The 12,255-nt window shown below is 65.4% G+C and carries 11 protein-coding genes; 9 read left to right on the top strand and 2 right to left on the bottom strand.

What is annotated here, in order from left to right; translation table 11 throughout:
* The first annotated feature begins 123 nt into the window (after nucleotides 1-123).
* The 6 genes from ACQ6S1_RS10295 to ACQ6S1_RS10320 all read left to right on the top strand — a co-directional run bounded on the left by ACQ6S1_RS10295 (nucleotide 124) and on the right by ACQ6S1_RS10320 (nucleotide 7,375).
* Nucleotides 124-2,769 carry a cation-transporting P-type ATPase gene (locus ACQ6S1_RS10295; protein ID WP_445041264.1) on the top strand — a complete coding sequence of 882 codons (2,646 nt, stop codon included), beginning with the start codon at nucleotides 124-126 and terminating at the stop codon, nucleotides 2,767-2,769.
* 134 nt (nucleotides 2,770-2,903) lie between these two features.
* Nucleotides 2,904-3,476, top strand: a complete 573-nt coding sequence (locus tag ACQ6S1_RS10300) for a carboxymuconolactone decarboxylase family protein (RefSeq protein ID WP_445041087.1) — start codon at nucleotides 2,904-2,906, stop codon at nucleotides 3,474-3,476.
* 4 nt (nucleotides 3,477-3,480) lie between these two features.
* On the top strand, nucleotides 3,481-4,566 hold the full coding sequence (locus ACQ6S1_RS10305) for an acyl-CoA dehydrogenase family protein (protein ID WP_445041088.1): 1,086 nt from the start codon (nucleotides 3,481-3,483) through the stop codon (nucleotides 4,564-4,566).
* Complete coding sequence (locus tag ACQ6S1_RS10310) at nucleotides 4,566-5,342, top strand: ABC transporter ATP-binding protein (protein WP_445041089.1); 777 nt, start codon at nucleotides 4,566-4,568, stop codon at nucleotides 5,340-5,342. Before ACQ6S1_RS10305 ends, ACQ6S1_RS10310 begins: the two co-directional genes overlap by 1 nt.
* Nucleotides 5,343-5,354: 12 nt before the next feature.
* Entirely contained in the window at nucleotides 5,355-6,545 is a 1,191-nt protein-coding gene (locus tag ACQ6S1_RS10315; protein ID WP_445041090.1) for an ABC transporter substrate-binding protein, read from the top strand.
* Entirely contained in the window at nucleotides 6,542-7,375 is an 834-nt protein-coding gene (locus ACQ6S1_RS10320; RefSeq protein WP_445041091.1) for an ABC transporter permease, read from the top strand. The genes ACQ6S1_RS10315 and ACQ6S1_RS10320 overlap by 4 nt, the downstream gene beginning before the upstream one ends.
* 9 nt (nucleotides 7,376-7,384) lie before the next feature.
* Here the strand turns inward: ACQ6S1_RS10320 and ACQ6S1_RS10325 are convergent, their stop codons facing one another.
* Nucleotides 7,385-7,684 (bottom strand): Rdx family protein, encoded by a 300-nt coding sequence (locus ACQ6S1_RS10325; protein ID WP_445041092.1) that lies wholly within the window; start codon nucleotides 7,682-7,684, stop codon nucleotides 7,385-7,387.
* Between the two features lie 127 nt (nucleotides 7,685-7,811).
* Between ACQ6S1_RS10325 and ACQ6S1_RS10330 the strand changes: the two genes are divergently transcribed.
* On the top strand, nucleotides 7,812-8,456 hold the full coding sequence (locus ACQ6S1_RS10330; RefSeq protein WP_445041093.1) for a cell wall hydrolase: 645 nt from the start codon (nucleotides 7,812-7,814) through the stop codon (nucleotides 8,454-8,456).
* A 61-nt stretch (nucleotides 8,457-8,517) separates the two neighbouring features.
* Complete coding sequence (locus ACQ6S1_RS10335; RefSeq protein WP_445041094.1) at nucleotides 8,518-8,760, top strand: hypothetical protein; 243 nt, start codon at nucleotides 8,518-8,520, stop codon at nucleotides 8,758-8,760.
* Here the strand turns inward: ACQ6S1_RS10335 and ACQ6S1_RS10340 are convergent.
* A complete protein-coding gene (locus ACQ6S1_RS10340) occupies nucleotides 8,717-10,513 on the bottom strand; it encodes a hypothetical protein (protein ID WP_445041095.1) in 1,797 nt (598 codons plus the stop codon). The genes ACQ6S1_RS10335 and ACQ6S1_RS10340 overlap by 44 nt on opposite strands.
* Nucleotides 10,514-10,694: 181 nt before the next feature.
* Between ACQ6S1_RS10340 and ACQ6S1_RS10345 the strand changes: the two genes are divergently transcribed.
* A complete protein-coding gene (locus ACQ6S1_RS10345; protein ID WP_445041096.1) occupies nucleotides 10,695-12,179 on the top strand; it encodes an NAD(P)/FAD-dependent oxidoreductase in 1,485 nt (494 codons plus the stop codon).
* Nucleotides 12,180-12,255: the final 76 nt, after the last annotated feature.

The following is a 12,255-nucleotide window of genomic DNA, read 5'->3' on the forward strand; positions in this document are numbered from 1 at the left end:
TTGATCGCGTGCTGCGCAAGAAAGTGTCTGCCGCTCCACGCTTTTCCGTTAGCTTCCTGCGCCGGGTAAGCACTCACAGCTCAGGAGGTCCGCGTGCGGACGGACGACACCGCTTGGCATGGCATGACCGGAGATCTGGCGCTCGAACGGCTCGACAGCCAGCGCACGGGTCTTGAGGAAACCGAGGTCCGCAACCGCCTCGAACGTTACGGGCCGAACAGCCTGCCGGCCGCGCCCGGCGTGCATCCGCTGCTGCGCTTCCTGGCGCAGTTCAACAGCGCGCTCATCTATTTCCTCATCGCGGCGGCCTTTGCCGCCATGCTGCTCGGCCATGCGATCGACGCCGCCGTCATCCTCATCGTGGTGCTCGTCAACGCCATTGTCGGCTTCGTCCAGGAGGGCAAGGCCGAGCGCGCTTTGGGCGCGATCCGGGACCTCATCTCGCCCCAGGCCGTGGTTCTGCGGGGCGGCCAGCGGCTGGCCGTCGACGTCGCCGGCCTTGTCCCGGGTGATATCGTCCTGCTCGAACCGGGGGACCGCATCCCCGCAGACCTGCGCCTCGTCCACGCCCGCAGCCTCAAGATCGACGAGGCGCTGCTGACCGGCGAATCCGTCGCCGCCGAGAAGCAGATCGCCGAGGTGTCGCGCGAAGCCCCCCTGGGTGACCGCACCTGCATGGCCTTCTCCGGCACGCTGGTCACGGCGGGGCAGGGCACCGGCCTCGTCGTCGCCACCGGCCAGAACACCGAGATCGGCGGCATCAGCGCCATGCTGAACGAGGTCGAGACGCTGGCGACGCCGCTCATCCGCCAGATCAACAGCTTCGCCCGCAGCTTCACCGCCTTCGTTCTCGCCGGCGCCGTCGTCCTGTTCGCCTTCGCGGTTCTGGTGCGCGGCTTCGACTGGGTAGATGCGCTGATCTCGGTCGTCGCGCTCTCGGTCGGCCTCATTCCCGAAGGCCTGCCGGCCGTCATCACCATCACGCTCGCCATCGGCGTGCAGCGCATGGCCGCCCGCAACGCGGTGGTCCGCCGCCTGCCGGCCGTGGAAACGCTCGGCGCCACCTCCGTCATCTGCACCGACAAGACCGGCACGCTCACCCGCAACGAGATGACGGTGCGCCACGTCCTCATCGAAGGGCACAATCTGCGCATCGAGGGCGCCGGCTACGTCCCCCACGGCGCGCTCACCGTCGAGAACCACGACGACGATGCCGCCGCCATCAAGGCTGCCTCTTCCATCGTCGCCTGCGGCCTGCTCTGCAACAACGCCGCGCTCCGAAAGCGCGACGCCGATTGGGCCGTCGACGGCGATCCCATGGAGGGCGCTCTCATCGCGCTCGCCATGAAGACCGGCCTCGATCCGGACCATCTGCGCGGCGAATGGGAGCGCCTCGACGAGATCCCGTTCGACGCCGTCTACCGCTACATGGCCACGCTGCATCGCGGCCCGGCGGGCGAGCACGTCGTCTTCGTCAAGGGCGCACCCGAAGCGGTGCTGGCAATGGCCGACACCGACGCCGCCCCCTGGCACGCCCGTATCGCCGAGGCGGCGGCTGAGGGCGAGCGTGTGCTCGGCTTCGGCATCAAGCGCCTGCCGGGCCCGCAGGCGCACATCTCCTTCGACGATGTCGCGAGCGGCGTGGAATTCCTCGGCCTGATGGGCTTCATCGATCCCCCGCGCGAGGAGGCGGTGGCCGCCATCGCCGAATGCCGGTCGGCCGGCATCGCGGTGAAGATGATCACCGGCGATCACGCGGCAACGGCGCTGGCCATCGCGCGCCAGCTCGATCTGGCCGACGATCCCCAGGCCGTCACGGGCGCCGATCTCGAAGGCCTGTCCGACGCCGAGCTCGCGGGCCTCGTGCGCCGCGCGTCCGTGTTCGCGCGCACCAGCCCGGAGCACAAGCTCCGCATCGTGCGTGCGCTTCAGTCGGACGGCGCGGTCGTCGCCATGACGGGCGACGGCGTCAACGACGCGCCCTCCCTGAAGCAGGCCGATGTCGGCACCGCCATGGGCAACAAGGGCACGGAAGCGGCCAAGGAAGCCGCCGAAATGGTGCTGCTCGACGACAATTTCGCCTCCATCGTCGCCGCCGTGCACGAGGGCCGCACCGTCTACGACAACATCCGCAAGGTCATTTCCTGGACGCTGCCCACCAATGGCGGCGAGACCCTGGCGGTGGTGCTGGCCATTCTCATCGGCTTCGAACTGCCCATGACGGCCACGCAGATCCTGTGGGTCAATCTGGTGCTCGCCGTCACGCTCGGCCTCGTCCTGGCCTTCGAGCCGCCGGAGCCGGGCGTCATGGCGCGCCCGCCGCGCCCGGCCGGCACGCCGCTGCTGACGCCGTTCCTGCTGTGGCGCGTCTTCCTCGTCTCGGTGCTGATGGCCGCCACCGCGCTGGGCTTCTTCTTCCACGCGCTGGGTTCGGGGCGCGGCATCGAAACGGCGCGCACCATGGTGGTCAACGCCCTCATCGTCGCCGAGATCTTCTACCTGTTCAACGTGCGCTATCTGCACATGCGCTCGCTGTCGTGGCGCGGCGCGCTCGGCACGCCGGCGGTGCTCGCGGCCATCGCGGTGGTCGTCGTCGCGCAGCTCCTGTTCACCTATGCGCCGTTCATGAACACGCTGTTCGGCAGCGTCCCGCTGACCTTCGCGGATGGCGTGCTCATCGTCATCGTGGGGTTTGCGCTGATGCTTCTCCTGGAGGGCGAAAAGCTTCTGATGCGGCGGCTGGGGTGGTTCGCGGAATTGCGCGGCTAAGCCACCCATAAACACACAATCATAGCGTTAAATTCGACGCTACCACACGTGCTGCATGGACAGCGTTTGGGCAGTTTGCTAGTTCAAAAGGCAGATCGATCGGCTAAGCCGATCTTCGATAAAGAGGATTTGACATGTCACGTCTTCCGCTGCGCACGCTCGACGATGCGCCCGAAGAGGCCCGCCCCCTTCTCGCCAAGGCGGAAGCCGCCAACGGCTTCCTGCCCAATCTGCTGCGTGTGCTCGCCAACGCGCCCGTGGCGCTCGAAACCTATCTCACGGTCGGCGGCATCAATGGCCGTGCCTCGCTGACGCTGGCCGAGCGTGAAGCCGTCCAGATCACCGCGGCCGTCGTGCATGGCTGCGGCTTCTGCGTCGCCGGGCACACCGCCATCGCCACCAAAAAGGCGGGGCTTCCGTCCAAGACCATCGAGGCCCTGCGCGGCCGCTCCCCGGTCGAGGATGCCCGGCTCGACGCCGTGGCCCGCTTCACCGAGGCGGTCATCGCCAGCCGTGGCGCGGTCGCCGATGCCGAGCTCGCCGCCTTCAAGGGCGCGGGTTTCGACGATGGTGCGGCGCTTGAAGTGGTTCTCGGCGTCAGCCTAGCCACCCTGTGCAATTTCGCCAACAATCTCGGCCAGCCGCCGCTCAACGAGCAATTGCAGCCGTTCGCCTGGCAAAATCCCGCAAGCGCAGCCGCCGAATAGCATCATGCCGATCTCGAACCCGGCCGCTCTCGATCCCTCTTTTGTCGATTGGATCGCCAGTTCTGCGGATTCCATCGATCTCGGCGCGGAGCCCGCATCGTCCGTGCTGCCGCGCCTGGCGGCTGCGGGCCTGCCGGGGGCGGGCGTTCCCGTCGGGTCCGGCGGTGCAGGTGGCGATATCATCGATGGCATCGCCGCCATCGCCGAACTGGCGCAGCATTCGCTGGCCGCCGCGTTCGTGCTGTGGGGTCAGCGCACCTACATCCAATATCTGCTCGAAAGCCCCAATGCCGCGTTGAGGGAAAGGCTTCTTCCGGATCTTCTCAGCGGGCGCCTGGCCGGGGCGTCGGGCCTTTCGAACGCCATGAAATTCCTCGGCGGGCTGGAGCCTCTGCAGATTTCCTCATCCGGCGCCGCCGACGAGGATTTGGTGGTCAACGGCAAGCTGCCCTGGGTCACCAATCTGCGGCCCGAAGCCTTCCACGTCGCCGCAGCAATCGATCATGAGGATGGCCGCGTGCTGGTGGTCTCGCTTGCCCACGACGACGAGGGGCTCACCCGCTCGGACGATCTGGCCCTCATGGGCATGCGCTCGTCGAACACGGCGGCGGTCTCCATCGACAATGTGCGCATCGGCGCCGACCGCATCCTGTCCGCCGAGGCGCGGGAATGGCTGCCGAGATCGCGTCCGGCCTTCGTCGGCCTGCAATGCGGCATGTCGATCGGTCTGGCCCGGCGTGCGCTGAAAGAGGCGGATACCCGGGCCGGCAGCGGCCGGGATGTGTTGACCGAGCCCCTGGTCGAGCTGTGGCGGAGCCTGCACGACGCGCAATTGCGTCTGATCTCGGGCCTTCGTTCGCAGGCGTTCGTCAAGGATGCGCGCCCCCTGTTCGAGATCCGCATTGCCCTGGCCGATATCGTGGCCCAGGCCATGCAGCTTGAGCTCCAGGCCGCCGGCGGTCGCGCTTATCTCAGCGCATCCGGGCGGGATTTCGCGCGGCGTTGGCGCGAGGCGGCCTTCATTCCGATCATCACACCCAGCATCGTCCAATTGCGCTCGGCCCTGCGCCAGCAACGGAGCGCCGCCTGATGAATGTGGGCGCAAGCCACGTCCTCGAAGCGCGCAATGTGTCGCTGCGCTATGACGGGCAGGCCGCGCCCGTGCTTCAGGATTTCAGCCTCGATCTCGCGGAGGGTGAGGTCGTCGCCGTGCTCGGGCCGAGCGGCGTTGGCAAATCCAGCCTGTTGCGCGTCCTCGCCGGGTTGCAAACGCCGGCCGCCGGCAAGGTTCGGGTCGGCGGCGCCGAGCTGTCGAGCGTGCATCCGCGCCTTGCGATGAGCTTCCAGAATCCCGGACTGCTGCCCTGGCTCGATCTGGAGCGTAACGTCGCCTTCGGGCTCGATTTCGCCCGTCAGCCCAAACTCACGCGCGAGGAGCGGCAGCGCCGCGTCGACACGGCCATCGCGGAAGTGGGGCTCGATCACGCCCGTCGCCGCAAACCGTCCGAATTGTCCGGTGGCATGGCCCAGCGTGCCGCCCTTGCACGCTGCCTCGCCCGCAAGCCGGAAGTTCTGCTGCTGGACGAGCCGTTCGGCGCGCTCGACGAAGTCACCCGCGCCGAGATGCAGGATCTCCTTCTCAAAGTGGTCGCGGACCTCCGCACGGCGGCGGTCCTCGTCACCCACGACATCGACGAGGCGCTTCTGGTCTCCGACCGCGTGATCCTGCTTGGCGGCACGCCGGGCCGTGAGATCGGCCAGTGGAGCATCGATCTGCCGAAGCCACGCCATGACGCGGTCGCCGAACTGGGGCAGCTGCGCATCGATATCCTGTCCACGCTGCGCAATGCGCGTTCGCGTCACTGAGGAGAAAGCATCATGCCGACCGACGATTTCTTTTCCCGACGCGACCTCATCAAGCTGTCGGCGCTGCTGACGGCCGCCGGCGCGCTGCCCTTCATCAAGGCGGGCGAGGCCCGCGCCCAGGAACCGGACGCTCCGGTCCGCATCGGCTATCTGCCGATCACCGACGCCACGCCCCTTCTCGTGGCCCACGGCAAGGGCTTCTTCGACGCCGAGGGACTGAAGGCCGAGAAGCCGGTCCTGTTCCGCTCCTGGTCGCAGATCGTCGAGGCCTTCCTCGCCGGCCAGGTCAATGTCGTTCATCTCCTGTCGCCCATCACGGTGTGGGCGCGCTATGGCAGCAAGGCGCCCGCCAAGGTGGTGGCGTGGAACCACACAGCGGGCTCGGGGCTCAGCGTCCTGCCCGAGATCAACAAGGTGTCTGATCTCGGCGGCAAGAACGTCGCCATCCCGTTCTGGTACTCGATCCACAACGTCGTGCTCCAGACCCTTTTGCGCGAGAACGGCCTGACGCCGGTCTCGAAGAAGACCGGCACGCCTGCCGCCAACGAGGTCAACCTCGTCATCATGGCGCCGTCCGACATGGTGCCGGCCCTGGCCGCCAAGCAGATCGCCGGCTACATCGTCGCCGAGCCGTTCAATGCGGCCGGCGAGGCGCTGAAGGTCGGCAAGGTGCTGCGCTTCACGGGCGACGTCTGGAAGGACCATGCCTGCTGCGTCGTCTACATGAAGGAGAACGACCTGGAGCAGCGTCCGGAATGGTCGCAGAAGGTCGTCAACGCCATGGTCAAGGCGCAGCTGTGGACTCGCGACAACCGCGCCGAGACCGCGCAGCTCCTCTCCAAGGACGATCCGAACCGCTATACGCCGCACGCGGCCGAGGTGCTGAAGCGGGTTCTCGCGCCTGAGGAGGCCGATGTGGCGGCCTATGTCGAATCCGGCGCCATCCGCCATCCGGACTGGCGCGAGAAGCGCATCGACTTCCAGCCCTATCCCTTCCCGAGCTACACCGAGGAATTGGTGCGCCGCCTGAAGGGCACCATGATCGAGGGCGACCGGGCCTTCCTCGACGCGCTCGACCCGGCCTTCGCGGCGAAGGATCTCGTCGATGACCGCTTCGTGAAGAAGGCCATCGAGGCATCGGGCGGCCTCCAGGCCTTCGGGCTTCCGGAAGGCTTCACCCGGCAGGAGATCATCTCGGCGTGAGCGTCATCACCGAGGAAGGGTCCGACATCGCCGCGGGTGTTCCCGCGCGGCCCGCTCGCGGCCGCGCGAAGCGTCTGCGCGCGGGCTCGTTGCGTCTCTTCCTCGGTCTGGCCGGTCTCGCCGGCCTGCTGGCCCTGTGGTGGCTCGGCACCGATGTGCTGGCCGAGCCCGACAGCTTCGCTACCCGGTTTTCGCCATTGGCGGCCTTACCGGCACTCGTCGGATTGCTGCAGGGCTCGGATCTTCCCGTGCATATCTTGGTCAGTCTCCGCCGTGTGCTGGTCGGACTGGCGCTCGCATTGGCACTCGGAGTGCCCATCGGCATACTTATCGGCACATCGCGCATTGCCGAGGCGGCCACCACGCCGGGCTTCCAGTTCCTGCGCATGATCTCGCCCTTGTCGTGGATGCCGGTCGCCGTCATGGTGTTCGGCGTGGGCGACGCGCCGATCTATTTTCTGCTCGCGTTCGCAACGGTTTGGCCCATCATGCTCAGTACCGCGGCCGGTGTCCGCGCGCTCGATCCGCAATGGCTTCTGCTGTCGCGCAGCCTCGCCGCCACACGCTGGGAGACGCTGACGCGCATCGTCATCCCGGGCATTCTCGGCCACGTCCTCACCGGCACGCGTCTGGCCATCGGCATCGCCTGGATCATCCTCGTCCCCTGCGAAATGCTCGGCGTCTCTGCGGGGCTCGGCTATTTCATCCTCGATACGCGCGACCGCCTCGCCTATCCGGAACTGATGGCAACGATCCTGCTCATCGGCGTCATCGGCTTCGCCTTGGACACAGCCGCCCGCACACTCATCAGCAGAGCCGCCCCCGGCTAGGAATAGCCCTCACACGGAATGCGATTGGCGATCCGTGTGGCCGAGGTCACGTTCCGGATCAAGCCGGTCGCGGACCCGCTGCTTCAGAGCCTTGGCATCCGGAAAACCGCCGTCGATCTTGCGATCCCAGATGACGTCGCCGTCGTAGCGGATCTCGAAGATGCCGCCCGTCCCTGGGATCAGCGCCACTTCGCCGAGATCCGGCCCGAAGGTCGAGATCAATTCCTGAGCCATCCAGGCGCTGCGCAGAAGCCATTGGCACTGCGTGCAAAAAGTGATGGCGATGCGGGGGTTTGAGGTCGAACTCATGCGGTTCTTTTCGCACATCGGCCGCGACGAAACAGCCATTTTCGATCGCCGGAAAGATTCTGGAAACCTTGGTGTTGGATAGATCGTGCCTGTTGCGGCGGTGCCGCGGTGCAGGGTTGTTGTGCGTATGTCCCCAGCGCGTCAGGCATTCATTGCCCGTGCCGTCCTGATCGTGGCGGCCGGTCTCGTCGTCTCCGGTTGCCAGACCACCAAAGGCAAGGTCGTGTCCCATTCGCGGCACAGCTCGCAGGAATGTCTGGCACGGGCGATGTATTTCGAGTCGAACCGCTCGAGCGACGACGGCATGCTTGCGGTCGGTACGGTGGTCATGAACCGCGCCGAATCCGGGCGCTTCTCCAAGGATGTGTGCACCGTGGTAGGACAGCCTCGCCAGTTCGCCCCGGGCGTCCTGTCGAAGCCGATGACGGAGCCGAAAAGCGCCGAGCGCGCCCACCGTGTGGCGAAGCAGGTGCTGAAGGGCCGCCGCCATCCGAAGGTGGGCAAGGCCATGTTCTTCCACACGGCCGGCTACGAGCCCGGCTACAACAACATGCGCTACGTCTCCATCGAAGGCGGCAACGCCTTCTACGAGAAGATCAAGAAGGGCGAAGATCCGGGTCGCCTCGTTCAGGTAGCGCGGAAGGGAGCGTCGAGCATCGACGATCTGATCGCGGTCAATCAGGCATCCATGCTGGCGCAGATGGATGTCCCGGACACCGCGCGTCTGCCGCCGCTTCCGGACGAGATCGAATCGACCGCAAGCCTGCGCTGAGGTTTCCCGCAGGATGAAGCCGGGTTAGGACTATCCGGAGATTCGGGCGGGGCAAACATCCATGACGACATCCTTGACGGCCGCGACGTTCCTCACGGGATGGACGGTACAGAACGTCGACGTCTCGGATCGCACCAAGGCGGCGGCTCTGGCTTTGTCCTGCGCGGCGGATGCGCAGGCACGCGGTATCGATCCTGACGAACTTCGCAGTGCGGCCGGCGGCGATCTAGAGGCCTTCATGCTGCGCGAGATCGAAGCGTTCATGAGCGCTGAGCCGCAGCGCGATCTTTCTCGAGATGATTGATATCCTGGCGCACCCGCCAGATCAGCGTTCCCGTGTCTGACGGCACGATCCCCAGCCCATCCGGCGTCTCGCCACGCAACAAAATCTGTCGCAGACCGTCTTCCGGGAACCGCATGGGCAAATTCAATCCCGAGCACAGGACGACATAGCCGACGCCGTTTTGGCGAAGCTGTGTCGCGGCATTTGCCGGCTTCGTCGACCAGAGGTCGTGGGCGAGGCGCAACCCGTAGCTCATGCGATGATAAGGCGCCGCCAACGCCGAATGCGGTGTCTGCGCTAGGATCGCTGGGCCGAGATCGATATCGGCAAGGACAAGGCCCGCCGGCAGGCGTGCGAGGGGCTCTAGCTCGGCGGCAGACCGGCAATTTTTCCCGTCTGCCTTCTTCTCGGTTTGATTTTCCTGAAACGGCTTGATGGCCGACGTCAGCGCGAGCGCGATGATGTGCGGCGACAGGATGGCCGACATGGCCAACACGCCGATCAAGGTTGTCGTGGCCTTTCGGGGAAGAAGGCGCGGGAGGGCGCCGGCCAGAATGATCGCGGCAAAGATGGCGGCATAAGGCAGCATGCGCACCATGCCAACGCTGGTGAACCCGGCTGCGGCCAGCAGCGTCGCCAGCGTCCACCAGCGCGAATCCCGCCGGATATCATAGAGCGACAGCATGGCCACGATGGCCAGTGTTGCCAGAACGAGTGGCATCGTCAGGACGATTGCATCGATCGTTCGAGACCGGAAGAAATCGGGCAAGGGTGTGACTTCGATCACATGATCGAGCCAGATCGGGCGAAGCGCCGGATCCATTTCTCCGAACGGCCCGGTGCTGCATTGCGGGTCGAGGGCGAGATAGGCCGCTCCCGCAAGACCCGCGCCGACGCCGAGCACAAGAAGGCCGGCCCAGCGTCCCTGATGGCGGACAGAACCGGCGAGCGCGAGGGCAACACAAACGACAAGGAGCCCCGTCAGAAGGTTCACTGCCAGCATGTCGCAAGAGGCGAGCGTCCAGCGATCCGGCGGCGTCTGAACGACAAAGGCGGCTGTGATCGTCACCGCAAGAGCGGCTGCATAATCGCGGGCCCTCGCGGGGTGATCGACGCCGAAAATCATACGGAGTGCGATGCTCGCTCCCATGATCGCAGCGAAGGGCAGCGCCTCGAGGCCGATTGCGAGTAGCAGCCCAGTGCACGCTCCGGCCAGCAGCGCTCCCCATCTCGCCCCCGCATTCAGCGTTCCCGCCAGGGACAGGGCCGTCAGTACGATCTGGATGTTGTGATGGTCGATCGCTCCAACCCGGAAATGCGCCAGCGCGGGAGTCGTCAGAAGCGGGAAAGCGCAGAACAGCATGGCCGCGCTGCCGCCAAGCGTGCGCGCGCAGAGCATGCAGCCGATGCAGAGTGGAAACAAAAGCGCGAGCGGCCAGATGGTCCACATCGCCTTTTCAGCGCCTTTCTCACCGAAAAAGGGGGTGAAGATCCAATCGAGTACGACGAGAGGTGCGTCGACGAGACGGGACCAGTGACTATCCAGCCCGATCGGCGGCTGCAGGCGATCGATATGCAGGTCGAACCAATGGCCGCCCTGAGCAAGAGCGCGTACGACGACGAGGCGCAACGTCGCGTCAGTATCTCCGACAGGCCCGGCGAGATCCGGAAGCGCGCGGCCCAGCAGGATCAGCCCTATCAGGCACGCGCACAATGCGGAGGCGAGCAGCGTGCGTCGGCTGCTGGCGAGGTCCGGTACGGGCGACCAGTTCATGCGGGCTCCTGAAGGGCAGGAGGCCATGATGGCAGGTCCGGGTTCGTGTCGAGTTAAGGAATTTTGTTCCCGGTTACAGGTCAGAAAGCTTTGTCCGCCATAATTGATCTGTCTGAGATCATTCGATCCCACAGAAGTTCTCCCTCGGCGCTGCGGCGACCTCACGACGAAACGGCGGTTCATGGCCCGTTCTGTGGAAACCCTCATCATCGGCGCCGGCCCGGCCGGATTGACGGCCGCTTACCTGCTGACGAAGGAAGGCCGGGACGTCGTCGTTCTGGAGCGCGACGCCCAGTATGTGGGCGGTATCAGCCGCACCGTTTGCTACAAGAACTTTCTATTCGACATCGGCGGGCACCGTTTTTTCTCAAAATCGCGGGAAGTGGTCGATCTCTGGAACGAGATTCTTCCGGATGACTTCCTCGAACGGCCGCGCCTGTCGCGTATCTATTACGGCGGCAAATATTATTCCTATCCGCTGAAGGCGGTCGAGGCGCTGCTCAATCTCGGCATCTTGCGCAGCACCGCCTGCGTCCTGTCCTATCTGTGGGCGCGCGCATTCCCGATCCGCGATCCGCGCACCTTCCATCAATGGGTGCGCAACGGTTTCGGAGAAAAGCTGTTTTCGATTTTCTTCCGCACTTACACCGAGAAGGTGTGGGGCATGTCCTGCGACGAAATCTCGGCGGATTGGGCGGCTCAGCGCATCAAGGGATTTGACCTGATGGCGGCCATCAAAGGCGCGCTGGGGATCAAGCCTCGCGGGCAGGCCACGATCAAGACCCTGATCGACAGCTTCCGTTACCCCCGGCGCGGCCCCGGCATGATGTGGGAGGCGGCGGCCCGGAAGGTCCGTGCGCGCAAGGGCCGTATCCTCATGGACCGCACGCTCAAGAGCATGCACTGGGACGCCAACACCCGCCTTTGGATGATCACCGCGACAAGCGCTGCGGGGGAGGTCGAGACCTTTACCGCCCGCAACGTCATCTCCTCGGCGCCCATCACCGAACTGTCGGCGTCATTGACGCCGCCGCCGATCAGCCGGCTGCACGCGCGCGAACTCCGATATCGCGACTTTCTGACGGTGGCTCTGATTGCCCGGGCAGAGAAGGATCTCTTCCCCGACAACTGGATTTACATCCATGATCCCTCGGTAAAGGTCGGGCGCGTCCAGAATTTCCGCTCCTGGTCGCCCGAGATGATTCCCGAGCCCGGTTATGCCTGTCTCGGCCTCGAATATTTCTGCTTCGAGGGCGATGGTCTCTGGTCCGCCTCCGACGCCGAATTGATCGATCTCGCCAAGGCTGAGATCGGCAAGATCGGCCTCATCTCGCCGGACGATGTCGTGGATGCCTGCGTCGTACGCCAGCCAAAGGCCTATCCCGTCTATGATGAGCATTATCGCGATCACGTTCATGCGATCCGGACAGATCTGGAAGCCTCTTACCCGACGCTTCATCTCGTCGGGCGCAACGGCATGCACCGCTACAACAACCAGGACCACGCGATGATGACCGCGATGCTCGCTGTGCGAAACATCCTCGCAGGAGAGCGCGTCTACGATCTATGGGCGGTCAATGAGGATGCCGAATACACAGAGAGCGGCGTCTCCGGCGCTCACGCGGCTCTGGCGAGCGAACGACTGGTGCCGAGGCGGGCGGCCTGAAAAACGGCCCTTAACCGTTCGTGGGGCGTGACTTTTTGGTAACATTGCTGTTCTAAAGCAATTCTGTAGCGTTGTT

The organism is Terrihabitans aquatilis, assembly GCF_052542005.1.

What these genes read in the sequence shown, in the direction of transcription:
- ACQ6S1_RS10300 (WP_445041087.1), top strand. Translation starts at nt 2,904, where the DNA reads ATGTCACGTCTTCCGCTGCGCACGCTCGACGATGCGCCCGAAGAGGCC.
- ACQ6S1_RS10325 (WP_445041092.1), bottom strand. Translation starts at nt 7,684, where the DNA reads ATGAGTTCGACCTCAAACCCCCGCATCGCCATCACTTTTTGCACGCAG.
- ACQ6S1_RS10335 (WP_445041094.1), top strand. Translation starts at nt 8,518, where the DNA reads ATGACGACATCCTTGACGGCCGCGACGTTCCTCACGGGATGGACGGTA.
- ACQ6S1_RS10305 (WP_445041088.1), top strand. Translation starts at nt 3,481, where the DNA reads ATGCCGATCTCGAACCCGGCCGCTCTCGATCCCTCTTTTGTCGATTGG.
- ACQ6S1_RS10295 (WP_445041264.1), top strand. Translation starts at nt 124, where the DNA reads ATGACCGGAGATCTGGCGCTCGAACGGCTCGACAGCCAGCGCACGGGT.
- ACQ6S1_RS10310 (WP_445041089.1), top strand. Translation starts at nt 4,566, where the DNA reads ATGAATGTGGGCGCAAGCCACGTCCTCGAAGCGCGCAATGTGTCGCTG.
- ACQ6S1_RS10330 (WP_445041093.1), top strand. Translation starts at nt 7,812, where the DNA reads ATGTCCCCAGCGCGTCAGGCATTCATTGCCCGTGCCGTCCTGATCGTG.
- ACQ6S1_RS10315 (WP_445041090.1), top strand. Translation starts at nt 5,355, where the DNA reads ATGCCGACCGACGATTTCTTTTCCCGACGCGACCTCATCAAGCTGTCG.
- ACQ6S1_RS10345 (WP_445041096.1), top strand. Translation starts at nt 10,695, where the DNA reads ATGGCCCGTTCTGTGGAAACCCTCATCATCGGCGCCGGCCCGGCCGGA.
- ACQ6S1_RS10340 (WP_445041095.1), bottom strand. Translation starts at nt 10,513, where the DNA reads ATGAACTGGTCGCCCGTACCGGACCTCGCCAGCAGCCGACGCACGCTG.